Annotated in this window: 17 protein-coding genes; 8 read left to right on the top strand and 9 right to left on the bottom strand. The window is 54.6% G+C overall.

The genetic code is table 11. The features are described 5' to 3' along the window. Positions 1-241 precede the first annotated feature (241 nt). From ACESLM_RS05785 to ACESLM_RS05765, 5 genes are all read left to right on the top strand, one after another. Positions 242-1,261: an ABC transporter substrate-binding protein gene (locus tag ACESLM_RS05785; RefSeq protein ID WP_372630547.1), complete on the top strand. Its 1,020-nt coding sequence runs from the start codon at positions 242-244 to the stop codon at positions 1,259-1,261. Positions 1,262-1,297: 36 nt separating this feature from the next. Further along, a complete protein-coding gene (locus tag ACESLM_RS05780) occupies positions 1,298-2,410 on the top strand; it encodes an ABC transporter ATP-binding protein (RefSeq protein ID WP_372630545.1) in 1,113 nt (370 codons plus the stop codon). Continuing rightward, complete coding sequence (locus ACESLM_RS05775) at positions 2,407-4,062, top strand: ABC transporter permease (RefSeq protein WP_372630544.1); 1,656 nt, start codon at positions 2,407-2,409, stop codon at positions 4,060-4,062. Before ACESLM_RS05780 ends, ACESLM_RS05775 begins: the two co-directional genes overlap by 4 nt. A gap of 132 nt (positions 4,063-4,194) precedes the next feature. Beyond that, complete coding sequence (locus tag ACESLM_RS05770; protein ID WP_372630542.1) at positions 4,195-5,895, top strand: sensor histidine kinase; 1,701 nt, start codon at positions 4,195-4,197, stop codon at positions 5,893-5,895. Next, entirely contained in the window at positions 5,888-6,670 is a 783-nt protein-coding gene (locus ACESLM_RS05765; protein WP_372630541.1) for a response regulator transcription factor, read from the top strand. The genes ACESLM_RS05770 and ACESLM_RS05765 overlap by 8 nt, the downstream gene beginning before the upstream one ends. Before the next feature lie 97 nt (positions 6,671-6,767). On the opposite strand, the gene ACESLM_RS05760 is transcribed toward ACESLM_RS05765, so the two are convergent. The 9 genes from ACESLM_RS05760 to ACESLM_RS05720 form a co-directional block, all read right to left on the bottom strand. Then, on the bottom strand, positions 6,768-8,753 hold the full coding sequence (locus tag ACESLM_RS05760; RefSeq protein WP_372630539.1) for a M28 family metallopeptidase: 1,986 nt from the start codon (positions 8,751-8,753) through the stop codon (positions 6,768-6,770). 1,349 nt (positions 8,754-10,102) lie between these two features. Continuing rightward, on the bottom strand, positions 10,103-12,205 hold the full coding sequence (locus ACESLM_RS05755; RefSeq protein ID WP_372630537.1) for a transglycosylase domain-containing protein: 2,103 nt from the start codon (positions 12,203-12,205) through the stop codon (positions 10,103-10,105). Between the two features lie 241 nt (positions 12,206-12,446). Further along, a complete protein-coding gene (locus tag ACESLM_RS05750) occupies positions 12,447-14,195 on the bottom strand; it encodes a methyl-accepting chemotaxis protein (protein WP_372630535.1) in 1,749 nt (582 codons plus the stop codon). A 325-nt stretch (positions 14,196-14,520) separates the two neighbouring features. After that, the gene (locus tag ACESLM_RS05745; RefSeq protein WP_372630533.1) at positions 14,521-15,285 is read right to left on the bottom strand and encodes an alpha/beta hydrolase; all 765 of its coding nucleotides are present in this window, start codon (positions 15,283-15,285) and stop codon (positions 14,521-14,523) included. A gap of 24 nt (positions 15,286-15,309) precedes the next feature. Then, positions 15,310-16,272, bottom strand: coding sequence for a FecCD family ABC transporter permease (locus tag ACESLM_RS05740; RefSeq protein WP_372630605.1), 963 nt, complete (start codon positions 16,270-16,272; stop codon positions 15,310-15,312). 49 nt (positions 16,273-16,321) lie between these two features. Further along, positions 16,322-17,341: a FecCD family ABC transporter permease gene (locus tag ACESLM_RS05735; protein WP_372630531.1), complete on the bottom strand. Its 1,020-nt coding sequence runs from the start codon at positions 17,339-17,341 to the stop codon at positions 16,322-16,324. Between the two features lie 10 nt (positions 17,342-17,351). After that, a complete protein-coding gene (locus ACESLM_RS05730; RefSeq protein ID WP_372630529.1) occupies positions 17,352-18,290 on the bottom strand; it encodes an ABC transporter substrate-binding protein in 939 nt (312 codons plus the stop codon). Positions 18,291-18,389: 99 nt separating this feature from the next. Continuing rightward, entirely contained in the window at positions 18,390-20,003 is a 1,614-nt protein-coding gene (locus tag ACESLM_RS05725; RefSeq protein ID WP_372630527.1) for an AraC family transcriptional regulator, read from the bottom strand. Positions 20,004-20,301: 298 nt separating this feature from the next. After that, positions 20,302-22,428 carry a DNA topoisomerase 3 gene (locus ACESLM_RS05720; protein WP_372630525.1) on the bottom strand — a complete coding sequence of 709 codons (2,127 nt, stop codon included), beginning with the start codon at positions 22,426-22,428 and terminating at the stop codon, positions 20,302-20,304. Positions 22,429-22,630: 202 nt separating this feature from the next. Here ACESLM_RS05720 and ACESLM_RS05715 point away from each other — a divergent pair, with 202 nt between their 5' ends. From ACESLM_RS05715 to ACESLM_RS05705, 3 genes are all read left to right on the top strand, one after another. Then, positions 22,631-23,179 (top strand): hypothetical protein, encoded by a 549-nt coding sequence (locus tag ACESLM_RS05715; protein WP_372630523.1) that lies wholly within the window; start codon positions 22,631-22,633, stop codon positions 23,177-23,179. A 269-nt stretch (positions 23,180-23,448) separates the two neighbouring features. Then, on the top strand, positions 23,449-23,826 hold the full coding sequence (locus ACESLM_RS05710) for a helix-turn-helix domain-containing protein (RefSeq protein ID WP_372630521.1): 378 nt from the start codon (positions 23,449-23,451) through the stop codon (positions 23,824-23,826). A 264-nt stretch (positions 23,827-24,090) separates the two neighbouring features. Continuing rightward, positions 24,091-25,455, top strand: coding sequence for an extracellular solute-binding protein (locus ACESLM_RS05705; protein WP_372630519.1), 1,365 nt, complete (start codon positions 24,091-24,093; stop codon positions 25,453-25,455). Positions 25,456-25,461 lie beyond the last annotated feature (6 nt).

Genomic DNA, 25,461 nt, shown 5'->3' with positions numbered 1-25,461 from the left:
TTTTTGGCCTCCAGGCTCCCGCCCTGCCAGCGCCAAGGCCCCGCCTCCCCTCCACAAGGATTCCCTCCAAGCCATGCATCCGACCTTTTGCCTTCGTATCCCCTTCGTACTCACCCAACATATCCCAATTCGGTTGCGAATTTTAGACGATGTTCTCGGATCGTAGGATTATTTAAATCGAATAAGCCCGATACAATGAAAGGGCATTCAAAACAAAATCCACTACTGGAGTGAATACAAAATGAGAAGGCTTTCTATCTTATTGCTGGTATGCACGATGTTCGCGGCGGCGCTCAGCGCGTGCGGCGGCGGTTCGAAATCTTCGAAGGAAAACAAATTGGTCGTCTACAGCCCGAACAGCGAAGAGATCGTCAAGACGATCATCCCGATGTTCGAGAAGCAGACGGGAATTACCGTCGAGCTGGTCACTGCCGGAACCGGGGAAATTTTAAAGCGCATTCAGTCCGAAAAATCGAATCCGTACGCCGACGTCATGTTCGGAGGATCGATGGCGGGTTACCTCAGCAACAAAGATCTGTACGAGCCGTACGTATCGCCCAACGACGAGTTTCTGCTGGAGGGCCACCGCAATACGAGCGGCTTCGCGACTCCGTACATCGGGGACGGAAGCGTGCTGCTCGTCAATACGAACCTGGTCGGCGACATCAAGATCGACAGCTACGCCGATCTGCTGAACCCGGCGCTGAAGGGCAAGATCGCTTCGGCCGACCCGGCCAGCTCCAGCTCCGCGTTCGCTCAATTGACGAATATGCTGAAGGCGATAGGCGGCGATTACGAGAACGAGGCAGGATGGAACTACGTCGGCGAGCTGATCCAAAACCTGAACGGCAAAATCGCCAGCGGCTCCGGCGCAGTCCACAAGAGCGTCGCGGACGGAGAATATGTCGTCGGCCTGACTTACGAAGATCCGGCCAGCACTTACGTGCGCAACGGCGCTCCCGTCAAGGTCGTCTATCCGAAGGAAGGCGCGGTATTCCTCGACGCCGGCTCGGGCATTATCAAGGGCGCTCCTCATCTGGAGAACGCCAAGAAATTCATCGACTTCATCCTCTCGAAGGAAGCGCAGGACGCGTTCGGCAGCCAGCTTACGAACCGCCCGCTTCGCAAGGACGCGCAGCTCGGCGACTACATGACGCCGTACAGCGACATCAAGATGATCGACGAGGACACGAAGTATGTCAGCGAAAATAAATCGAAGATCGTCGAGAAATATACCGACTTGTTCGCGAGCCTGCAATAGGGTCGCCATTATGGAAGAAAAGCAGGTGACAACGAGATGAGCGTGACGATATCCATTCAGGATTTGGTCAAAAAATACGGAGACGCCACCGTCATTCCGGAGTTGTCCCTGGAGATCAAGAAGGGTGAATTTTTCACCCTTCTCGGTCCCTCGGGCTGCGGAAAAACGACGCTGCTGCGCATGATCGCAGGCTTCAACAGCATCGAAGGCGGCACGATCAAGTTCAACGAGAAGACGATCAACAACGTGGAGCCGGGCAAGCGGAACATCGGCATGGTATTCCAGAATTACGCGATCTTCCCGCATCTATCGGTCACGGGCAACATCGCGTTCGGCTTGCAGAACCGCAAGCTCGCCAAGCCGGACATTGCCGCCAAGGTGGAGGACATCCTGAAGGTCGTCCAGATCGAGCAGTACAAGGACCGTATGCCCAAGAACCTGTCCGGCGGCCAGCAGCAGCGCGTCGCCCTGGCGAGGGCGATCGTCATTCGGCCGGACGTGCTGCTGATGGACGAGCCGCTGTCCAACCTGGACGCCAAGCTGCGCGTCGATATGCGCAATGCGATCAAGGAGCTGCAGAGGGACGTCGGCATCACGACCGTCTACGTGACCCACGACCAGGAGGAGGCGATGGCCGTCTCCGACCGAATCGCCGTCATGAAATCCGGCGTCATTCAGCACCTGGGCACGCCGCAGGAAATTTACCAGCGTCCGGCCAATCTGTTCGTCGCGACGTTCATCGGCCGCACGAACGTGCTGGAAGCGGCGCTGACGAGCAACCAGGGAACGCGCATGTTGCGCTTCGGAGAAGGAGGCTATCAAGAGCCGGTCGACGGTCTGCGCATTCCCGATGAGGATGAGAATAAGCCGCTGCTGGCGGTGAAGGTGTCGATCCGCCCGGAGGAGTTCGTCATCAGCGAGGACGGAACGGGCATCCAGGCCAAAATCGTGCACAGCGTATTCCTCGGCCAGATGACGCATTATTTCGTCTCGTTGGAATCGGGACAGAGCGTGGAGATTACCCAGGAATCGACGACCGCGCGGCCGCTTGAGCCGAATCAGATCATCCATCTGAAAGTGAAGAAGGATAAAATCAACATTTACGACGCTCGCGGAGAAACGAACTACACGGGGAGCGGACGCCCATGATCCAAGCGCGAAAAAGATTCGACGTCTGGACCAACCTCTCCCTGATCATATTCGTTTTCTACATTCTGTTTCTTGCGCTGCCCTTGTTCACGATGCTGTTCAAGAGCTTCTACGACGGCAATACGGGTGAGCTGTCGCTGGCCTATTTCACTAAATTTTTCAGCAAGCCTTATTATTTGAACGCTTTGTGGAACAGTATGAAGGTAACGGTCTGCGTCACGCTGCTGGCGGCGCTGATCGCGACGCCTCTGGCGTATATTATGTCCACCGTGAAAATCAAAGGAAGCTCCGCGATTCAAATTTTGATTCTGATCTCGTCCATGTCGGCTCCGTTCATCGGCGCCTACTCTTGGATTCTGCTTCTCGGGAGAAACGGCGTCATTACCCGGTTTTTCAAGGATACGCTCGGGATTGCGATGCCTGACATATACGGATTTACCGGCATTCTGCTCGTCTTGACGCTCCAGATGGTGCCGCTGATCTTCATGTACGTCTCCGGCGCGCTCAAGAATGTGGACCAGTCGCTGATGGAGGCGGCGGAAAGCATGGGCTACAAAGGCTTCGCCAAAATGAGAAAGGTGCTGCTGCCTCTCATTACGCCGACTCTGCTGGCGGGCGGCCTGCTCGTCTTCATGCGCTCGCTCGCGGACTTCGGTACGCCGATGCTGATCGGCGAAGGCTACAAGACGGTTCCGGTGCTCATCTTCACCGAATTCATCAGCGAAGTCGGAGGAGACGACGGCTTCGCCGCCGCGATCAGCGTCATCGTCGTGCTGTTCGCCACCGCGGTGTTCCTGCTGCAGAAGTTCGTGGCGAACCGCAAATCGTACACGATGAGCGCGCTCAACCCGATCGAGGCGAAGAAGAAAAAAGGGATCGGCAACATCGCCGCCCATGTCGTCATCTACCTGTATACGCTGCTTGCCCTTATGCCGCAGCTCTACGTCATGTACACGTCGTTCCAGAAGACGTCGGGGCGGATTTTCGTCCCGGGTTACTCGCTCGACAGCTACCGGCAAGCTTTCGACAACATCGGCGACGTCATTACCAATACGTTCATGCTGGCGATTACCGCGATTGTCATCATCATTTTGCTGGCCGTGCTGATCGCTTATGTGACGGTTCGCAGACGGAACGCCCTGACGAATACGCTGGATACGTTCACGATGTTCCCTTACATCGTGCCCGGCTCGATTCTGGGCATTGCCCTGCTGGTCACGTTTAACGACAAGCCTCTCATCCTGAGCGGCACGGCGGCCATCATGGTCATCGCGTTCGTCATTCGGAGGCTGCCGTACACGATTCGATCCAGCGCGGCTATTCTGCACCAGATCAGCGGCGGCATCGAGGAGGCGGCGATCAGTCTGGGCGCGTCCCAGATGAAGACGTTCTTCAAGATCACGCTGCCGATGATGCTCGCCGGCGTCGTGTCGGGGGCGATCCTGAGCTGGGTGACGATCATTACGGAGCTCAGCACGTCGATTATCCTGTACACCGGCGGCACGCGCACGATGACGGTCGCGATCTATACCGAGGTCGTGCGGGGCAATTACGGGGTAGCGGCGGCGCTGTCCTCGATTCTGACCGCCATTACGGTCGTCTCGCTGCTCATATTCCTGCGGATGACCGGGAAGAAGGAATTTACGCTATAATGGAGTGTTCATAAGTTTCGGTTCTCAGCAGAACGACCACTGAATAGCTGAACCAGCAAGTCGGTGCCCGGTATGAACTACGGAGCCGACTTGTTTTGGCATTTTGCGCGAGCGCCGGAAGGGGGAGTCGTCATGGGACAGGAGAAAAAGCGCAATTTCCAGGAATCGACCCGCCGGCTGTTCCGGCTGTATACGCTCATTCCGTTCGGGATTCTGATCGCGCTGTTTTTCGCTTTTACGATCGTGAACGGCAGAATGGCGGTGGAGCAGCGCTCCGCCCAAGCGACGGAGGCGATGGCCGAATCGATCGGAGAGGTATACCGGCAGTATGAGCGGGAGACGCTGCGAATGGCGGAATCCCCGGCGGCGCTCGACTACGTGCGCACGAAGCTGGGCAGCGAGAAGGTGTACGCGGAGTTTTACGAGTTCAACAACCGGCAGAAGGTGAAGAGCATCTTCCATATCGTGAGCATGGACGGCGTGTTTCTGGCGTCTTCCGCGCCGCCGGACGCATTGAACTCGGATCAGGCGTTCGGAAATCTGCTGCACCGTATTTCGGTTAAGCCCGAGGCGCTGCTCGCGGAGACGAACGGTTTTCGCTATTCGCACGATCGGATCACGAGCTATACGTTCGGCAAGGCCATTGTGGAAGAAGGGCGAACATTAGGCTACTTGGTGTATCAACTGTTCGAGACGGATTTGCAGAAGCTTATTTTTCTCCGCAACAACGAAGTGGCCGTCGTCACCGCCGAGCACAACACGATCGTCGCCACAACAAGCAACATCACGAAGGGCATTCTGAACAAGTTCCAGCCCGGCGCGGAAGGAAGCGGGAAGGTGCTGCTGAACGGCGGGGAATACGGCATGCACACGCGCGAAATTCCCGGAACGCCGATCAAGGTGCATGCGCTCAATTCTCTGGAATCGGGCCGCGATACCGTGATCACGCTGTCGATCTTCGTGGTTGCCGCCAGCCTGCTGCTGTGGATCGTCATTCATTTTCTCGCGCAGAAAATGTCGTCCCGCAACGCCGAGTCGATCGATAAGCTCGTTCGCGCCTTCCGCCATCTTCGGGTGGGCAATCTGAACGAATACGTCGACATCCGGACGGGCGACGAGTTCCAGACGCTGGGCGAGAAATACAACTATATGCTGGACCGCTTGCGGGAGCTGATGGACAAAAATCAGGAGCTGTCCCGCATCAGCAACCTGGTCGAGATCAAGCAGCTTCAGTCGCAGTTTCATCCTCATTTTATTTTCAACGTGCTGGAAACCTTGCGTTATGCGATCAAGGCCGACGCGGGCAAGGCGCAAGAGATCGTCATGCTGCTTTCGCGGTTGCTGCGGTACAGCGTCGGGCACGAGCGGAGCGTGAGGCTGGAGGACGATCTGGGCTACGTGCGGGATTACTTGAAGCTGCAGCAGATCCGCTTTAACGAGCGGCTGAAATACAACATTCAGGTCGTCGGAGAAGCTGGCGATCCGTACGTGCCCAAGCTGATTCTTCAGGCGGTTATCGAGAACTCCATCAAGTACGGCTACCGGAACCAGAGCCGCCTGCATATCGACATTCTCGTGTTCGAGGCCGATGGCAAGCTGATGCTGGAGGTCTCCGACGACGGCCAGGGAATGACGGAGGAGCGGCTGGAGCAGGTGAACCAAATTCTGGCGAGTCCGGAAAATACGACGGAGCATATCGGGTTGTACAACGTTCATCGGCGTCTCGTGCTGCTTTACGGGGAGGAGTACGGCATCCGGATCGAGAGCAAGCCGGGGGCCGGCACTCGGGTGACGCTGACCATTCCTTACGAAGGGGGCGAGGGGCATGTATAAGGTTCTGCTGGCGGAAGACGAGGATATGATCCGCAACGGCATCAAGTACAGCATCGACTGGCTGGAGATCGACTGCGTCGTCGTCGGGGAGGCGTGCAACGGGGAGGAAGGGCTGGAAAAAATCCGCGAGCTCCGGCCCGACATCGTGCTCACCGATATCAATATGCCGATTATGGACGGGATCGCGATGATCGAGCAGGGGCAGAAGCTGCACACGTTCAGCAGCATTATCATTTCCGGGTACAACGAGTTTCATCTTGCGAAACGGGCGATCCATCTGGGCGTGAGCGATTTTCTGGTGAAGCCGCTGGAGGAGGAGCAGCTGATCAAGGCGCTCGAATCGGCCAAGAGCAAAGTCGAACTGATGCTGAAGTATGAGGAGATCGCCAGCCGCTCCGAGGAGTCGGAGGACGAGCTTCCGAGCGTCGCGCTGCCGGACGACAAGCTGAAGACGTCCAAGCATGTCGCGAAGATGATCGAATACGTGCAGGAAAACTACCATCGCAAAATCAGCATCCACCATCTCGTCAACCTGCTCGGCATCAGCGCTTCGTACCTCAACCAGAAGTTCAAGGCGGAGACGAGCTATACGTTTAACGACTTTCTGAACCGCTACCGCATCCACAAGGCGATGGAGATGCTGAAGGCCGGCGACGGCAAAGTGTACACGATCGCCCAGGACTGCGGGTTCAGCGACTACAAGTACTTTATCAGCATCTTCAAGAAGTACGCGAACTGCACTCCTAGCCAGTATCAGGAATTTTGCGAGCGGTAGGGGTGGGGAGGATTCCAGGCTTGTTTGACAGGCTGTTGCGGCCTACTTCATGCCGCCGACCCCTTGTGTGGAGAAGGTCGACGGCATGCTCTGAAAATTAAATTCCTATCGTTCTAAGCAAATCCTCCAGCTGCAAATCGTGGGCAATGGATAGTGCGGATTCCTTATCCTCGATTGACCAACTCAGGGTCAGACCCCTAACCTCATCTTGATCTGTTTTCCGTCCTTGCATAAGTTTGACATAGAACGTCTTGTCCTCGATTTCGACTTCTGTAGTGATAAATATAAAACGATCGGCACTATGAACGTCATATTGCTTGTTTTTGTATTCTAGCGACTCTGTCGTAATTTGGGCACTATTTTCGTGCTCAGCTTCATTAATGGAAGGCTCCCGACTGATATAAATCTGTAGATATTCGTTTGTATTCATCTTATATATAAGGTCTATGTTTTGGATGTTCGTTGGAGCGATGTTGTCAAATTGATAAATTTGATTAAAATCCGCCTCGTGTATTTTTTCAGGGGTTAACTGGAAGTTCGTGTTCACACCAACCGAGTCGAAAGCGTAGTCTGTCCACTTTTCCGGAATGCTTAAACCTTCGATCAATTGCTCGGCTTCATGAACTTGATCAAAGACAGCATGGTTATTTACGACGGTATAGGACTGTTTTTTATCGCCAATGATCTGATATTGCCCTAACCTCATGACGCGTAGAGCATCCGTGATAGCTTGTTGAGCTTTTTCAAAGTCGGCGATTTCCGATTCGCTAAGAGTTGCAGCTTCAATATCGGCCGCTTGTTCAGTTTCTTCTATATGATGCACGGATATGACAAAATTGAACAAGGCGGTGACAAACTGTTGTAGGGAGTCATAGTCGATCTTATCCACTGTGTCGTTGGAAGTATGGATAAAAGGCACGTTCTCTTGCCCGATTGTGACGGCATGAATCTGTCTTTCTGCGAATGAGTTATGGTCGCTCTCAAAGCCGCCCTGCTGCGGTTGAAGCGGAAAATCGTGATCGCCAAAATATTGTTCCAAATTTACGGCTAAGCCGGAGTTGGGTTCATTCCCAATGAGTAGATAGGAGCCGCCGTCTTTAACTCCGATACAATCCAGGTTAATGTTATAGATTTGACTGTAGTGCTTGCTTTCTAGAATTTCTTCTACAAAAGCTTTGCTTCCTTGTCGGCCCGATTCTTCCCCGTTAAAGGCTGCAAATACAATATCGGGATGCAGAGAATGCTTGCTGGAGTGGGTTTTAAGATTATAGGCAAGTTGGATCAGAGCGCTTACGCCAGTGGCGTTATCCGTCGCTCCTTGGTATTTGAGATCGCCGACCGAGCCTAGCGAGTCGAAATGAGCAGATAGAATGATAGCCTCTCGATGATCGTGGCCGCCGGCCCCTTTTATTACCCCTGCGATGTTAGATGCGGTCGCTTTTTTTGTTTTAATATCGGATTTTAATGCAACCTTTTCTATTTCCGATTGTTTTTCTTTTAAGAGCTCATATTTTTCTTTCGAAATTTGAAGAGTCGGGATGTCGGAGGATTGAGTTAAAAGATATCTCTTAAACGTTTCCTTTGCTACGAAAACCATCAATGGCGATTTATCTTGCAGTTTATTCAGCTCTTCTGTCGATTTCACAATGAGAATACGCTTGGGAAGTTCCGGATCATTCGGATCAAATGTATAGATGCCGGAGTTCTCATAAGAAAAGGGAATCTTCTGCTCCAAATAATCGGAACCATATTGGAACGTATCGCTAGACCCGTTGCGGTAGGTGATTTTCAATTCTAACGATTGGGAATCTGGAGTATTGTCTTCATGTTCATAGGTCATCGCGTAGGATTCTCGTGAGAATGGATCCAAGCCAATATTCCGGAAATGTTCAGAGATAAAATCCTCGGCATTATGGTTGCCAACGGTCCCTGTCAATCGTCCCCCCATATCAGGTTTAGTTAAATCGTGAATAATGGATGGGTAATCGCCTCCGGTGATTTTTTTCTCAGGCTCAGATGACAGATTACAGGCAGTGAGAGTTAAGAGTAAGGGGAACAGAAAAAAACGGGTTTTTCTTTTCATCGATATTTCCTCCGCATGGACACTTGGGATTAAGAAGGTTCATTTTGCAGTAAAATTTGCAAATCCCTGATTTGATTTTATATCAATAATTTTTCCATGTAAATATATTGATTTAAATCATTATTAATGATAATTTGGAAAAATAAAGGAGGTGACTGAGTGTGCTTAAGAAAGTAACTCTCTTTATTCTTTTAGGAATTGCTTCGTTGTCTGGGGCGGCTTTAGCTACGGCGTCCCCAGTAAACGAGCTGTCAGCACAGGAAGAAACAGTTACTCCGTTCTATATCCCGTGTGACTACTATTCGAGCGGGCAACATCAACATGTGAAAGTTGGATCGAATTCGTACTCCCAATCGGGCGGAACACATTCGTACGTTATTACTAAGCCAGATGGCAGTCAACAAGGCGTGAACTGTGCAATAACCAACTGGTACCGGTACGATACTTATGCTTGCGCCTGCGGCAATTCAAGCTATAATGGTCCTGCAAGCTTCACAGGTACATCTCATCAGTATCACTAGAGACGCACTTTCTTCAGCAGACATTGGTAAGACACTCTAGATCCTGAAGTGTTAGACAGATGTGAATCATGACCCGAGAGATGGCGCTTTTAACAAGTGACCTCTTTCGGGTTCTTGTGTTTACAGTCGAACGTAATGGGGGTTGCTGCATTAGGCGGGGCAATTTGGGCAAGACGGTCGAGGCTGATGGCGGACGCAAGGGGAGTACTTCGGGAGCGTATTGTGATGACCAGCGAGAATAGGAATCCAACTATTGTTTAGCTTTAACCGTCTAGCTACCCAATTCTCTTGTTGCGGACCGTTCATCTTCGAAAGCTTGGATAAGGTGAACACCTTCGGATATAGGGGAAGCCATATCAGCTTCGAAAGCATTATACTAATCCTGAACGTATGAGATTAAGACTGATTGAGAGACTTAAAGGAGAGAAAGTGTTGTTGAATATATGGATTGTGCTCCTCCCCTTGTCCATCATTTTATTTTCACTTCTTTTATTATCTGCATGGAAGCTGAAGATTAAGCTTGAAGAAAAGGTTCTTCTCCTTTTATTTGAACTATTTACTGCGGTTCTTATCCCTGGGGTTCTATATATGCATTTCAGAGATACATATGGTCCCTTCGATCTGAAGCAAGGAATGGATCAGTTTGGAACGGCAATACTAAGTTGCATTTATAATGTGGTCGTTTATTGCGTTTACAACGTGGTAACTTTGTACATAAACAAATGGATTCCGCGATTGATTATATTGGTAATCGTGGTAGCGATTATGATCGCATCGTACTTGGTTGCATCTTTTACTATAGGATGGACTTCTGATATGTGACGGCAACTACTCTCTTTCCCTTCTCGCTTTATCTTGCTTATCTTTTTTTTCTTCTCTTTTGTCTTCTCTTTTGTCTTTCTTATCGTTCTTATCTCTCTTATCGTTCTTGCCTTTCCCGTCTTTTTTGTCTTTCTTACCCTCCTTATCGCTATTCTCTTTATCGAATTTCCCGGTCGCGGGACGTTTGAAATCGGATACGGGTACGCCTTTTAATGCCTGTGACATCATCTCTTTGAAGATGAGCGCCGGATATTGCCCGCCTGATGTCGTTAAATAATGCTCGCTGTCCGTGTTGTCGTAACCCAGCCAAACGGCCCCCACCAACTCTGGCGTATAACCGACAAACCATGCGTCCTTGGCGCCGCCGGCATTTGCTGCGTTCTGAATGTTATGCGGCAGCTGGGTCGTGCCTGTCTTTCCCGCCACCGGACGATCCATTTCTGCGTTCTTTCCTGTTCCTTCCCGGACAACGTCGCGCAATAGCTCTGTCATCGCATACGCATTCTCCGGTAACATAACCGAAATCGGTTGAGGCGCGGCTTCCGCTAGGACCCGTCCATCCGTCGTAGTGATTTTGGCGATCGTATGCGCCGGAACTACTGTCCCCTGATTAGGAAATACACTGTAGCCTTGCGCCATTTGAAGCGGAGATACCCCTTGGGATAGTCCGCCCAACGCCAAGCCTAGATGGTTATCTTCTTCTGCAAGAGGGATGCCGAGCCTCTCGACAAACGCTTTTCCGGTTGCCAGACCCATTTCATTCAATAACCAGACCGCCGGAATATTCCTGGAATGGATAACTGCATCCCGAAGCGATACCTGCCCCGTTGTTCGGCGATCGGCATTTTGAGGCTTATAGCCATTAATATCCAACGGACCGTCATAGAGCATTGAATTCGCATGATATCCCTTTTCTAGAGCGGGCCCATAGACCATCAGCGGTTTGAATGCGGAACCGGGTTGTCTTGCAAGCTGCGTGGCGTGATTGAAGCCCCTAAATACATGCTCTCCCCGCTGCCCTACGATTCCGCGGACTCCTCCGGTAGACGGGTCCAGGATAACGGCTCCGCTCTGTATGAGCTGATCGGAGGCGCTTTTTGGAAACAGGGAATCCTTGCGATACGTTTCTTCCATGGCCTTTTGAACTGCCGGATCCAGTTCAGTGTAGATAAGAAGATTTCCCGCTAACAGCTGACGCTCGGTAAATCCGTATAATTCGATGGCCTCATCGATCACGGCGTCGGTATACGAAGCATATTGGCCCAGCAATTGATTTTCCAGTTCCGGAGCGGCTTTCTTGAGCGCCTGAATCGGCTCTGCTATGGCTTGATTATGCTCTGCTGCCGAAATAAAACCTTCATCCCGCATTAAGCCGAGCACGAGATTTCGTCGTTCCAATGCGAGCTCCATGTTCTTAAGCGGGGAATAACGACTGGGAGCTTTCGGTAGTGCGGCCAATAAGGCAGCTTCGGCTAACGTCACCTCTTTCGTATCTTTACCGAAATAACGCCTGGCTGCTCTTTGTATCCCCCATTGACCTTCACCGAAATAAATTTGATTCAAATACATTTCGAGAATCTGGTCTTTACTATAAGAAGACTCAATCTTGAGAGCGTAAGCCGCTTCCGTCAGCTTGCGTGAGAACTTTTTTTCTCCGGTCAAAAATACGTTTTTAGCAAGTTGTTGGGTTATCGTGCTTCCGCCCTGCGCTGCGCCGCCTTCCTTCACATTGCGGAACACGGCTCGGGCAATTCCTAAGACGTCCACTCCTGTATGGTCGTAAAATCGCTTATCTTCGACCGCGACGATCGCTTGCCGCATATGCAACGGGATTTGGGCGAGCGGAACGGATTCGATTTTGACGGAGTTTATCTGGGAGCTGGGGTTCCCATTCTTATCTATCAATTGAGTCGGAGCCAGTACCGGAACAACCAACTTCTCAATATCAAGAGAATGTATCCAATAGACTCCGTAAGCCGCCAGCGACAAAAGTCCGAGAACGGTTGCGATTATCCAGATCCGGAATCGCAAGAGCAGTCGGTAGAAGCCGGGCAATCCGGAAAGTCTGCGAAGTTTTTTTTGTTCCTTATGTACATTCTGTTCTTTCATATCTGTCTCCTAATGGGGTATATCGTGTAGGTAACCCAATATATATAAGTTGAACCAAATAGATAGCTTTTAACTTAATAATCGTAGGGGGAACGACTGTAGTCAAATGAATATTCTACCAATTGATTGCGCCGCCTCCGTCAGCGCCTATGAAAATCGCCGCTCTTCTTCCGATGGCTTGGAAGAAGAGCGGCGACAGGGTCATCTAATTCACGCGGTGTAGCCCAAAGGTCAGCCGGAGTTACACCTTGAACCGGCTGACGGCTGTGTCCAACTCGGCCGACAGCGCGCGAAGCTGCTCGGAGGAGTTGGCGACTTCTTCGACCGACGCAAGCTGCTCCTCCGAAGCGGCCGCGACTTGCTGGGCGTGCGCGGAGGAAGACTGGGCGATCCGTTCGAGCTCGTCCAGGGAAGCGGCGATTTCCTCGCTTCCGGCCGACATCTGCTCGGAGGCGGCGGATACTTCCTGCACTTGTTCGGACACTTCCTTGATCGAGGACAGGATAAGACGGAACGTATCTCCCGTCGCGTTCGCCAGCTGCGTGCCTTCGCGGGCCTCATCGGCGGATACCTCCAAGGAAGCGGCGACCTCCTCGGAACGGGACCCGATCGTATGCAGAATCTCGGCGATTTCCTGCGAAGATTCTCTTGAACGTTCGGCCAGCTTGCGGATCTCGAGGGCGACGACGGCGAAGCCTTTGCCGTGTTCTCCCGCGCGGGCGGCCTCGATCGAAGCGTTCAGCGCAAGCAGGTTGGTCTGGTTGGCGACTTCGGCGATATGGGAGAGAATGTCTCCGATTTTGCCGCTGTACTGGTTCAACTCCCGCATGGAGCTGGCCGCGCCGAAGACGTGGGACTCGATTGTCTGCATCTGACGCACCGTTTGCTCGACGACCGCGGCTCCTTCCGAGGCCTGCTTGGCCGCGTGCGTGGCAAGGTCGGAGACGACGGTGGAGGATTCGGCGATTCGCTGGATGCCGACGGCCATCTCCGTCATCGCGCGCTGGCATTCTTGGGAGCTGCCGAGCTGCGTTTCCGTGCCTGCTGCGACGTTCTGAATGGCCGAGGCGATCTCGTTGGTCGCCTGGGCCGTTTGCTGCGCCGTCATTTTCAAGTCCCCGGAGGAGGTCGACACTTCGCGGGAGTTGCTCTGAACGCGAAGCGCAAGTTCTCTAAGATTGCCGATCATCGCGTTAAAAGAGGCGGAGGCTTGCCCGATCTCGTTGCCTGTCGTGACCGGCACGGCGACGGTCAGATTGCCTTGAGCGGCCTCGTTGGCCGTAAGGGCCAGGAGGCGCAGCGGAAGAACGATTTGGCGTACGAGGTAGAGGACCAGCGAGATAGCGGCCAAGGCGGCGATGACTCCGAATGCGATCGCTTCCCATAATATCGATATCATCCGGTCCTGAACCCGGTCGTAATCGTAGTCGATCCCGAAAACGGCGATCGTTCGCCCCTGGCTGTCGACGATCGGGGCCGCATAGGTGATCCATTCCCCGAATTCGTCCGCGTAGGCGGGGGTCAGATGCGCTTCGCCTCCGACGGCGCGATCAAAGGCGTCGACGAACACTTCGGGCGGGATGAATTCCGAGCCCGCACCGCTCCCTGCCGAGCTTAGCGATTCACTGGTTTGAAGAAAGCGCATAACGGCCCGATCATCCTTCTTCTCGGTGACGGAGGAGAAGTAGTAGGCATTGATCATCAGATCGTCGTCCGTCATGCCGTTCAGCAACTTTTCCAGAATGGCCGACTCGTTGGCAGGCGGTTCTTCTCCGGCCTTCACCGCCTCTGCGACGGAGGAGATGAGATTGGAATTGGCTTGGGCCTGCACTCGGAGCTTGTCTCCAAGCTCGATGAATTGACGATACGCGTCTCTTTTTTGCACGTTGTACAGCACGGCGACCATGACGCCGATAACGATCAGGAACAGCAGGGACAATACGGCGGAGCTGGTGTACAGCAGGCTTTTGCGTTTAAGCCATTTAATCAAGAAGAAACACCTCGCGAATCGGTTAAAGTTAGCTCACATTATAAACGGGAAATGTTAGTTAAATTCGCGATTAATCGTTTGGACGATGTGAGGAATATAATACGAGCTATCCATAAGCGATTCATTCAGAGCCGTAGGCCGACTGCATCGGGTTAGAGAGGGAAAGAGGCGGGATGTGGGAGCTGCAAGCCGACTGCGTCGGGTTAGAGCGGGAAAGCCGTAAGCCGCCAGTGTCGGGGTAGAGCGGGAGAGTATCAGTAGTGGACTAAAGAGCCCTGCCTCGACAAGTCGCAAAGAGCTTGTCCAGACAAGGCCTTTCCTTCGATTATCCCCCAGCGAAACGAATCGCCCGGCTGATCAAACCGGGCAGCAAGGAGACGTGGTTCTCGTCCTCGAACGATCGGTACTCTACGCGCAGCCCCGGCCGGTTCAGAGCGTTCAGCCTCAAGCCGAGCTCATGGGCATGGTCGACCATCCTGCTCTTGTGGTTTTCCTCTAGCGATCCGACGGCGATCAGCAGGCGGATTTCCTCATTCGCTCCGCTGTCTCGGGAGGCAAAAGCCGCCTCCTCCGCGAGAATGGATCCCTTGTTCCAATGAATCGACGGGCTTCCCGCTATGTATGTGCGGAAGGCGCCTGGGGAAGCGAACAACGCGTACAGCGTGAACAGCCCTCCGAGCGAATGTCCGAATAGCGTCTGCCTGGAAGCGTCCACGGCATAGCTCCGCGCGATTTCCGGTTTCAGGCAGCGCTCCAGGAAGCGCAGGAATTGCCGGGCTCCTCCCTGGGGCGGCCATTGTTCGCCTCGCGGATGGGAGGGCAGCACCGCCGGATCGCTGTCCAGGGTGAAGTCGTAGTGCCGGTCGGGAGGGAACGGTTCCTCCGAAGAATAGCCGATCCCTACGACGAGCGAAGGAGCCACCCCGGTCTTGTCGGAGCGGCGCCCTTGAACGTTCACGGCTTCCGCGGCTGTGCCGAATACGGCATTGGCGTCTAGCACGTAGAGGACGGGATAGCCCGATGGCGGGGGAGGCTGCGTCGGCTTGGCTATCCGGATCCGGTACGTCCGGCTGCCGTTCTCAGAACGCATAAGTTTCTCTTCGATGTGCATGGCTTACATTCTTCCTTTCCGGCGATACAGCAAATAGACGAAGCTCGGCACGCCGAGAATGGCGACGATGATGCCGGCGGGCAGCTCGACCGGACTGAAGACCGTCTTGCCGATGAAGTCCGCGGTCAGCACCAGCAGCGCGCCGACGATGGCGCAGATCGGCAATATGCGCTGATGAGCGCTGCCGACCAGCCGCTTGGCGATATGCGGCGCAATCAGGCCGATGAAGCCGATGCCGCCGGCCACGGATACGCATGCGCTGACGAGTCCGATGCCGCTCAGCAGCAGAATGGCCTTTTGCCTCTCCAGGCGAACGCCGATGCTGCGAACGGTGTCGTCGTCCAGTTGAAGCAGATTCAACGTGTGCGATCTGGCGTAGACGACGGGCATCAGCACCGCGAACCAGGGTAAAATGGACACGATATACTTCCAATTGGCGTTGTAAATGCTGCCGGACGTCCACACGGCGACCATCTCGAAGTCCTGGGAGTTCATGCGCAAGGTCAAGAACAGCGAGATCGCGCTAAGGCCGGAAGCGATCGCAAGGCCGGTCAGCAGCAGCCGCTGAGGCTCCAGACGCCCGTGCTTCCAGGCGAACAAGTAGATCAGCAGCGCCGCGAGCAGTCCTCCGAACAGGCCGAACAGCGGCATGGCCATGACGGACAGCCAGGTGACTTCGCGAATCTGCCCTTGATAGAAGTACAGGAAAATGACGATGGCGACGCCTGCTCCGGCGTTAATGCCGAGCATTCCCGGGTCGGCCAGACCGTTGCGGGTCACACCCTGAATCACCGCTCCCGCGACGCCGAGTCCCATGCCGACTAGCACGGCGATGACGATGCGCGGCAGGCGAAACTCGAAGACGACGAGATCGTGGTCGCGATTCTGATCGATGCGCAGCAAGGTACGGACGATGTCCTTGACCGTAATGTCGAATTCCCCGTTCGTCAGACTGACGTACACCATCGTCGCGATCAGTCCCAAGCCGACGAGAAGCAGGAGGGCGAAGGCTCCTTTAATTTTTGCGGGCACGCATTCCGCCTCCCTTCGTTCGGATCAGGTAGAGGAAGAAGGGCACGCCGAAGATGGCCGTGACGACTCCGATCGGCATCTCGAACGGGTAGTTCAGGAAGCGGCTGCCGACGTCGCACAAGACCAGGAACAGTCCTCCGAACGCGGCGGACAGCGGCACGATCCAACGGTAGTCGACGACGCGGGCAAGCATGCGGACGATATGGGGAACCAGCAGTCCGACAAACCCGATTCTTCCCGCGAGCGCGACGGCAATCCCCGTCAGCAGCACGACGCTGAGCATCGCCGTCAGCTTAACCGCGGTCGTCTTCACGCCCAGGCCAGCGGAGACGTCCTCGCCCAGGGAGAGCATCGTAATCGACTTGGCGACGAGCATGGCGAGCAGCAGGCCGACGACGGCGAACGGAATCGCCAGCTTGATCATATTCGGTTCCAGCTGGTGCAGACGCGCATTGTACCAGAAGCTGACGTTCTGGGATACTTGAAAAAACATTCCGACCGCGGCCGCTACGCTGCTCAAGAAGGTGCCGATGACCGTGCCCAGAATGGCCAAAGAGACCGGCGAGAGCCGGGTGAACACGGATGCGGCCAACCCGAAGACGATGGCTACGCTGAATGCCGAGCCCATCAGCGAATAGAAAATCATCGTGAGCATCGGGGCGTTGGGGACGACGACCATGCAGACGGTGATGGCGAACATCGAGCCGTCGGTCACGCCCAATATAGAAGGGGATGCAAGGTAGTTCCTTGTCATCCCCTGCATAAGCGCTCCGGATACGGCCAGGAAAGCTCCGATCAAGAGAGCCCCGGCCGCCCTGGGCAGCCGGGAGTGTCTGACGATCTGATGATCTACATTGTCCGGATCGAAGTGCAGCAAGGCGTCGCGAATCGTATCCAGCGGAATGGCCTTAGATCCGTACACGACGGACAGCGTCAGCGCGAACGCGATGGCGACCGGAGACAATGCGAGCAGCAGAACCGGCAGAGTGGCTTTGAATTTCATGTTGATCTTCTCACTTGCCTTTATAGAGCTTGGTTTGCTTCAAAGCTTGAAGGAAAGAAATTTTGCTGTAAGCCGTACCGCCTTGAGCGAGCGGATCGACGATGTTGACATAGACGTGGCCATTTTTGACCGCTTTCAGGCTCTTCCAGATCGGATTTTTTTGCAGCTCTTCGAGCGCCTTAGGCTGATCCGCGTTCTCTTCCGGAGAGAACTGGACGAACAGGTAGTCCGGGTTGATCTCGGCGAACTTCTCCAGCGAGAGGTTCTGCTGCGCTTTCGCCGCGGCAACTTCCTTCGGCACGGATGCGCCCAAATCCCTGTACAGAGACGGGTTAAAGAAAACGTCCTTCGGATAGATGAACAGATTTCCCGCGCGGATGCGGATCGCCATAACCGTCTTGTCTTCAAGCTTCGGGGCGAGCGCCTTTTTGACCAATGCCAACTCTCTCTGATACTGAAGAACGGCTTGCGTAGCCGCGTTCTTGTTGCCGATCAGATCGCCGAGCAGCTTCAAGTTGTTAACCCAGTCGGTCGAGATGTGCGAGACGGGAATCGTCACGGCGATTTTGCTCAGCTTCTCGTTCGTCTCGGCCGGGAATTTCGTGCTGGTGAGAATAACGTCCGGCTTCAGCTTCAGGATCGTTTCCAGGTTAGGCTGCGTTTTCTCGCCGATGCCTTGGACGCCTTTCGTAATCCGGGAGAACAGGGCCGGGAATGTGCCGCCGGTCGTCGGCGCGCCAAGAGGTTTGAAGTTCAGGACCAGCGCGTCTTCCATCGCTTCCAATGCGCCTACGATGACGATTTTGTCGGTTTTGACCGGTACGGTATAGACTTGGCCCTTATACGTAATCTCCCTCTTTGAATTTGCCGCCGGCGCCGCGCCAGCGACGGACGTAAGACCGAATACAAGCGCGCAAGCCATGACCAGCGCGGTTAATTTCTTAAACATAACCTCAACAACTCCGTTTCCTTGATCAGTAATGATAATCATTCTCACCAAAGGATTATATACGGAAAACGAACCGATGAACATGGATAATCCCCGGATTTAATCTGGACGATCTCCGCATAGGCGACGCGCCAGATCATCCGTCATCCGGCTTGCGGCATGAGCGGAGTACTCGCGCCACGGATCGGAGGGAAGTTCGTATACTTTGTTCCTGCGAACCGCCTTCAGATCCTGCCACAGGGAGGAAGCCTGACGGATTCGCCATTCGGCGAGCGTCTCGGGTTCTTGGCAGACGTTCAGCAGAATGCGGTCGGCATCCAGTTCCGCGATTTTGTCCGCTGCGATCGGCGTGTTGTACCGGGCTTCCTCGAAGGGGCCGAGAAGATTCAACCGCAGCTCCTGCCGCACGACTTCCGTCATGCCGCGCGTCGGGCAGTAGTAGAACTGTCCTTTGAAGAAGCTGAGCGGGAGAACCGACTCGTCGCGAAGCTCGCGGCGAACGCTCTCCCGAACGAACTTAAGCTTGCGTTCGAATTGCGCCAGCCAAGTCTCCGCGTCCCCGTCGGCGTTCACGAAGCGGGCGATCATCCGCAATTGCTGGCGCCAGTCGACCTCCTTGGACGGGATAACGAGCAGCGGGCCGATCGCTTCGAGCCGTTCCCTTTCTCCCTGATGCAAGTAATCGAGCGTGATGATCGCGTCGGGACGGGTATCCGTCAATGCGGCGATATTGGCTTCCCAATCTTCGTTAAAACGGTAGGCGCTGAGATGGAGCGGGATGTCCGTCCGGTAGACATTGTAATAGTAGGGCGTCCACTTCGGATGGAGAGGAGCGGCGTAAGGCATCAGGTTGAGCGCTAGCAAATGGCCGGCAACAGGCGACATGTAGGCCGCGACTTTGCATCGGCGGTTTTTCGCGTAAGCGGACGGCGTCAGCCCGGTCGCCTGCTTGAACTTGCGGCTGAAGTAGAATTCGTCGTTGTAGCCGACTTGGTGGGCGATGTCGCTCAGCTTCATATCCGATTGCGCGATTAATCGCTTGGCATGGTTCAAGCGCGCTTCGGTCACGTAATCGATGGTGCTGACACCGTACGTCTTCTTGAACAGCTCGGCGAAATATTTCGGGCTGAGCTCGGCGATTCGCGCCAGCTGCTCGAGCGTCAGATTTTCATGATAATGGCTGTCGATATAGGCTTTGGTTCGTTCCAGCGCCGCCCGGGAATTGGCCGCGGACGTCCGCGGAATCGGCTTCAGAATCCAGTAAAGCCACTCCTGCAGGACGGCTTGCGCGCGGAGACGCTCCAGCGGACCGCCTTCCGTCCAGTGCTGGTGAAGCGCCTCGCTGCTTGTCCCGGCTTCCGCGTGAGGAGGAGGCAGCTTTCCGCTCGCTGGAAGGTTGGCCTCCGAACCGTCCTCGCGCTTGACGCGAAACCGGATCAGATAGAGGGAGAACGGATCGTCGCCTTCCGGATAGACGGCGATCGTCTGTCCGGGAGAGACGAGATAGGAGATATCGGCGTCCACCCTGCTCTCTTGAAGGTCGATCGTCAGGCGTCCCTTGCCTTGCTTGATGACCAGGATCGCATGCGAATCGACGAGCTGCGGCTCGATTCGTCCGCGGGGAATCCATTCCGAGCCGGTCAGCTTGACCCAGAGGGAGTCAAGCTCGTGGAGGGACTGCACATCGTGCGAGAGGAGGTCGGGCACCGTCATCGTCCTTTCGGGCAAATTTTCATTATTGAGAATAATTATCAATAACGTAGCATGAAGGCGCTAAAGGGTCAAGGTTAACGGCGCGACAGACCGTTAACGGGCCCAAAGTTGGAGGTTTCGCGGAAATAACGGTGCGACAGACCGTTAACGGGGCCAAAGTTGGAGGTTTCGCGGAAATAACGGCGCGACAGACCGTTATCGAGCCCCAGGTTGAGGGGTTTATGGGCCCCGCAAAATAGCGATGGCCCGGACCGGGACCGCGCAGAGGAACGCGGTACCAGGTTCGGGCCAAGCCGGTTTAGTCTTTTTTCTTTTCCATTGCCGCTTTCAACAGATCCCCGAGGCTCGTGCCGAGAGGCTCCTGCTGCTTGGAATATTGACTAACGAGCCGCTGCTGCTCGCGTTTGTTCATGTGCATGCTGTCTTTGTTCAACGTCTCCGTCAAGCCGCACGGCAGACACTGCACGTATTTGCCCGCTTTGCCTTCCTTCAGCACCATTTTCTTATGGCACTGGGGACAGCGCCGGTTCGAGAGCTGCTGCTCGCCGGAGCGCCGATAGCCGCAGTCTTCGTTGGGGCAGGTAAGCAGCAGGCCGCGCTTCGTCTTCTTCTCCAGCATTCGCGTGCCGCAATCCGGACAGTGGCTGGCCGAGACGTTGTGCGGTACATAACTGGCCTCGCTGTTCTTGACGCCGGAGACGAGCTCGCGGGCCATGTCGCGAATGCCCTTCAGGAACGGATCGGCTTTGCCTTGTCCGCGGGCGATCCTCTCAAGATCCGCTTCCCAGCGCGCCGTCAGCTCCGGCGTGCGCAGGTCCGAAGGCGCCAGCTCGATGAGCTGTTTGCCTTTGCCCGTCGGATGAAGCAGGTTGCCCTGCCGTTCGATCGTATCCGAGCTGACCAGCTTCTCGATAATGTCCGCGCGGGTGGCCGGCGTTCCCAGGCCGTGCTTCTCCATCTGCGTCAGCAGGGCGGCTTCGGTGTACCGCTTCGGAGGCGACGTTCTTCCGGTCTGGAGGCGACATTGCTTGATCTCGACCGTCTCGCCTTGACGCAGCTCCGGCAGCACGGTGTCCTTGTCTTCCGAGGAATCGTCGTTCTCTTCGTCCTCCATCGACTGTCCGTCGTAGACGACTCGCCACCCGGCATCCTTAATCGTCGTCCCCTTGGCGGACAAAGTTTCTCCTGCCGCCTCGACCGTTACCGCCACCTGATCGAAGCGGGCCGGTCCGTAGAACAAGCTGATAAACCGCCTCACGATCAGATCGTACAGCTTCCGTTCCTCGTTGCTGAGCGCGTTCAGCATCACGACCTGCTCCGTCGGGATAATGGCGTGGTGGTCGGTCACTTTGCTATCGTCGACAACGCGCTTGCTCAGCGGCAGCTGGCCGCGCAGCAGTGGACGCGCCAGCGGCGCATACGGCCCGATAGCAACGGCGGACAAACGCTCCTTCAACGTATCCGTCATATCCGAAGTCAGGTAGCGTGAATCGGTACGCGGATAGGTGACCAGCTTGTGCTGCTCGTACAGCCGCTGCAGCACGTTCGACGTCATTTTGGCGGAGAAGCCGAGCAGCCGGTTCGCATCCCGCTGAAGCTCCGTCAGGTCGTAGGCGAGCGGGTGCGGAACCGACTTCTCGCTTTTCTTCAGAGAGGAGATGCGGCCGCTTTTTCCGGCGAGCTTATCCTGCAAATCCTTGGCCTTGGCAGCATCGAAAATTCGCGAATCCCCGTTCGCTCCCCGCCATAACGCTTCGAACTTGCCGAGGTTGACGCGCAACTGGCTATATTCTTCCGAGTGGAAAGACAAAATCTCTTTCTCCCGCTGCATGATCATGCCCAAAGTCGGAGTCTGCACGCGGCCTGCGGAGAGCGGCGAACCGAACTTGCATGTCAAAGCGCGCGTAACGTTCAGCCCGATCATCCAGTCTGCCTCCGCCCGGCAGCGGGCGGACTGGTACAGACGTTCGTACTGGCTGCCCGGCTTCAGGGAGGCGAAGCCTTCCTTGATCGCCTTGTCGGTCTGGGAGGAAATCCAGAGCCGCTGGAACGGCTTTTTCCATTTGACCATGTCGATGATCCACCGGGCCAGCAGTTCGCCTTCCCGCGCCGCATCCGTTGCCACGATCAGCTCGCCGATGTCTGGCCTGCGCATGAGCTGCTGCACCGCCTTGAACTGATGACTGCTTTCGCGCAACACCTTCAGCTTCATGCTCTCGGGCAAGATCGGCAGATCCTCCAGCGCCCAGCTCCCGAGCTTGGCGTCGTAATCCTCCGGCTCCGCAAGGCCCACCAGATGCCCCAAAGCCCACGTGACGACATACTTCGGTCCTTCGATATAGCTCTTATTCTTATTATGGCTGCCCATCACCCTGGCGATTTCCCGCGCGACGGAGGGCTTTTCCGCTAATACCAATGTTTTCATAAGTTTGTCGGACACTCCTTCCTTCGTTCATTATACTATTCGGGACGCGAAATTGCAGGAATGCGCGGGCTCGGAGTGTAACGTATTGCTCTATCTGAAGCGGCAATTATGGTTATCGCTTATGTTGAGCGGCATAGGCAAGAAGTGTGTTTCAGGCGGCATCGACATTAAACTATAATTGGACAAAAGGGGGCGATAATAAATGAAGCTTCCAACTCTGTTGGAGCAAGTCGTCGAGTGGGAGAAAAGTGTCGCGGGAAGGCTTCCGGATTGGGCGGCGCCCTCGGGTCTGATCTTGGGAGTAAGGGGAGACGGAGACGGGGGATACGAGTGCACTCCGGAGCGTTCGATTACTTTCGCGCACACGGGGGGCGACGGCATCCATTTCGCCTGGATTGCGGATCGGAGAGGAGCCTCCGACGATCTGTGGGAAGCTCCGGTCGTCTGCGTGTCTCCGATGGATTTCGACAATCCCGTACGGGCCGTGGCGCGGAATATCCGGGATTTTTTCTCTCTGGTGTTCTATGGCCACGATCTGCTGTTGAATAACGACTTCGGCAGCCGGGAGCATTACGAGAAGGCATTGCGAGAGCAGGAGCAATACGATGCGGAGTCCCCGTATCTCCAGAAGTGGGGAGAGGAGGCACGCAAGCTCGCGCTGGAGGCCAGAGCCAAATTCGGACTGGCTCCGATCGACGATCCTTATGGCTATATTCGACAGGTTCGTTCCGAGATCTCAAATTTCGGCTGATCGTTCTTAATTTGCTACGTTTTTTTGCTCAGTAGGAATAGCAAACGGGTCGGACATTAGCGCGATGGCCAGCTTTGCTCCGTCACGCATTCCTTGTAAGTATAACCGTTCATTTTCCAAGGCTCGACAGTAATGATGCTTGTCTTCCCACTCCATAAACTCGGGACATTGCGTTGTATCCACCCTGGCAAACAGCTCTTCAAAAACGTTTTCTCCTCTGCCCGGTGCTTACTCAGGTCCGGGTGGAATTGAATTCGCGCGGATACTTCATGGTCGGAAAACGGATCCGTGAAATTAGAAAGGCGCAGGGGTTATCTCAAAGCGCTCTTGCTGAAAAATGCGGATTTACTTTTTCATATATTGGCGGTGTGGAGAGGGCTGAAAAAAACTTCTCACTGCTTAATTTAGATAAAATAGCCGAAGGCTTGGGTGTAGGTGTACATCAATTTTTTACGTACTCGTACCAATATGAGCAACTCCCCGTCAGTGAAAAAGTAATCCGAGAAATCGTCTCCATGCTCGTCCGACACGACGAACAAACGATTGAAATGGCAAGAAGTCTTAAAACATTCCAGCAAGTAAGCCATGTCGACCAAATCGGCATGGCTTATGTTTTTTTCTACAACTGGCCTGATCCTAAGAGGTGATCAACCGCTAAAATCCGCCCGCGTAACGACCTCGCAGACCGCAAAAAGCGTTCAACCGCAGGAACCCGCCCGCGTAACGGCCTCGCAGACCGCAAAAAGCGTTCAACCGCTCAAATCCGCTCGACAACGGCCGCGCAGACCGCAAGATGCCGAGCCAAATGGGGCACCTTTAAAAAACAAACATCAACTCTTAAGTAACTTTATTGTTCGTCCATGCGCTTGGGCGGATAATGGGGCTATCACAACATACAAGGGGGATGTACGATGAAATTCCTGAACAGAAAGATGCTTCTCTCCGCTATGGCAGGGGTGCTTGCAGTCAGCTTGGCCGCTTGCGGATCTTCCGGCAACAACAAAAACGATACGAGCTCTCCGGGGAGCAGCCCCGCGGCTTCCGAATCGCCTAAATCCGGCGGCGGCAACGAGAAGGTCACCATTACGTTCCAAAACATTTATCCCGACCCGACCGATCCGAAGTACAGCATGCTGCGCAAGATCGTCGCGCAGTACGAAGCGGATCATCCTAACGTCAAGATCGAGTTGGATTCGCTTAACACCGACCAGCAGAAGCTGAAGCTGAAGACGCAAGCCGCTTCCAAGGAAGTTCCGGACATCACGATCGTGAACCCGGCCGCTCAGATGAAGCCTTTCGTAGACGCGGATCTGTTCGCTCCGCTGAACGAAATGGTCGAGAAGAACGGACTGAAGGACACTTTCCAAGAAGGCATCCTGGATTATTATTCGTTCAACGGCAACCTGTACGCTTTGCCGGACGGCAACAACATCGCTCTGATCTATTACAACAAGAAAATGTTCGAAGAAGCCGGCGCGAAAGTGCCGACGACGTTCGAAGAGCTGGTCGACACCGTCAAGCAGCTGAAATCCAAAGGCATGACGCCAATCGCGATCGGTGAGAAAGATTCCTGGACCGGTTCGTTCCTGTTCATGAACGTGCTGCTTCGCACGAACGGCGGTCCAGGCTTCCTGCAAGACGTGCTGGACGGCAAGAAAACGTTCGAAGATCCGGCATTCGTAGAAGCGGTTGACGCGTTCCAAAACCTCGTTCAAGCCGGCGCGTTCCAAGAAGGCGCGACTTCCTTCGACTACAATGCGGGCGAGAACTTGTTCAAAACGGGCAAAGCGGCTATGTACTTCATGGGCAGCTGGGCTACCGGCGGCATCGAGACTTCTACGGTAGGCGAGAACGGCGAAGTCGGCGTGTTCAAGTTCCCTACGGTCGGCGGCAAAGGCAACCCGGACGAGTTCATGTTGGCGCCGGGAAGCGCGTTCGCGGTATCCAAGAACAGCAAGCATCTCGAAGAGACGCTCGACTTCCTGAACTACTTCATGCTGAACTATCCGAAAGAAGCGTTCGCGGTGAAAGGCGCCGTCGGCGTTGCGCAAAACATCGACGAAGACTTCAAAGCGGCAGGTTACTCCGACATGGCGATGGAAGTTCTGGGCATGTTCAAGGACGTTAAAGGCGGCGACCTGGCATTCGACAACACGATGAATCCGGGAACGGCTCAAGTCCACCTGTCCAGCATCCAAAACCTGTTCGTAGCGAAGAAGGACTCGGCCGAAGTGGGCAAAGAGCACCAAAAAGGCTACGAAGAGAACAAGGAATAACGTCCA

This window comes from Cohnella sp., from assembly GCF_041641335.1.
Lineage (GTDB): Bacteria > Bacillota > Bacilli > Paenibacillales > Paenibacillaceae > Cohnella.
This window is presented reverse-complemented; position numbering and strand designations above follow the sequence as displayed.

Excerpts from the sequence above, each read along its gene's own strand:
- ACESLM_RS05785 (WP_372630547.1), top strand. The coding sequence starts at position 242 with ATGAGAAGGCTTTCTATCTTATTGCTGGTATGCACGATGTTCGCGGCG.
- ACESLM_RS05780 (WP_372630545.1), top strand. The coding sequence starts at position 1,298 with ATGAGCGTGACGATATCCATTCAGGATTTGGTCAAAAAATACGGAGAC.
- ACESLM_RS05775 (WP_372630544.1), top strand. The coding sequence starts at position 2,407 with ATGATCCAAGCGCGAAAAAGATTCGACGTCTGGACCAACCTCTCCCTG.
- ACESLM_RS05770 (WP_372630542.1), top strand. The coding sequence starts at position 4,195 with ATGGGACAGGAGAAAAAGCGCAATTTCCAGGAATCGACCCGCCGGCTG.
- ACESLM_RS05765 (WP_372630541.1), top strand. The coding sequence starts at position 5,888 with ATGTATAAGGTTCTGCTGGCGGAAGACGAGGATATGATCCGCAACGGC.
- ACESLM_RS05760 (WP_372630539.1), bottom strand. The coding sequence starts at position 8,753 with ATGAAAAGAAAAACCCGTTTTTTTCTGTTCCCCTTACTCTTAACTCTC.
- ACESLM_RS05755 (WP_372630537.1), bottom strand. The coding sequence starts at position 12,205 with ATGAAAGAACAGAATGTACATAAGGAACAAAAAAAACTTCGCAGACTT.
- ACESLM_RS05745 (WP_372630533.1), bottom strand. The coding sequence starts at position 15,285 with ATGCGTTCTGAGAACGGCAGCCGGACGTACCGGATCCGGATAGCCAAG.
- ACESLM_RS05740 (WP_372630605.1), bottom strand. The coding sequence starts at position 16,272 with ATGGTGTACGTCAGTCTGACGAACGGGGAATTCGACATTACGGTCAAG.
- ACESLM_RS05735 (WP_372630531.1), bottom strand. The coding sequence starts at position 17,341 with ATGAAATTCAAAGCCACTCTGCCGGTTCTGCTGCTCGCATTGTCTCCG.
- ACESLM_RS05730 (WP_372630529.1), bottom strand. The coding sequence starts at position 18,290 with ATGTTTAAGAAATTAACCGCGCTGGTCATGGCTTGCGCGCTTGTATTC.
- ACESLM_RS05725 (WP_372630527.1), bottom strand. The coding sequence starts at position 20,003 with ATGACGGTGCCCGACCTCCTCTCGCACGATGTGCAGTCCCTCCACGAG.
- ACESLM_RS05720 (WP_372630525.1), bottom strand. The coding sequence starts at position 22,428 with ATGAAAACATTGGTATTAGCGGAAAAGCCCTCCGTCGCGCGGGAAATC.
- ACESLM_RS05715 (WP_372630523.1), top strand. The coding sequence starts at position 22,631 with ATGAAGCTTCCAACTCTGTTGGAGCAAGTCGTCGAGTGGGAGAAAAGT.
- ACESLM_RS05710 (WP_372630521.1), top strand. The coding sequence starts at position 23,449 with ATGGTCGGAAAACGGATCCGTGAAATTAGAAAGGCGCAGGGGTTATCT.
- ACESLM_RS05705 (WP_372630519.1), top strand. The coding sequence starts at position 24,091 with ATGAAATTCCTGAACAGAAAGATGCTTCTCTCCGCTATGGCAGGGGTG.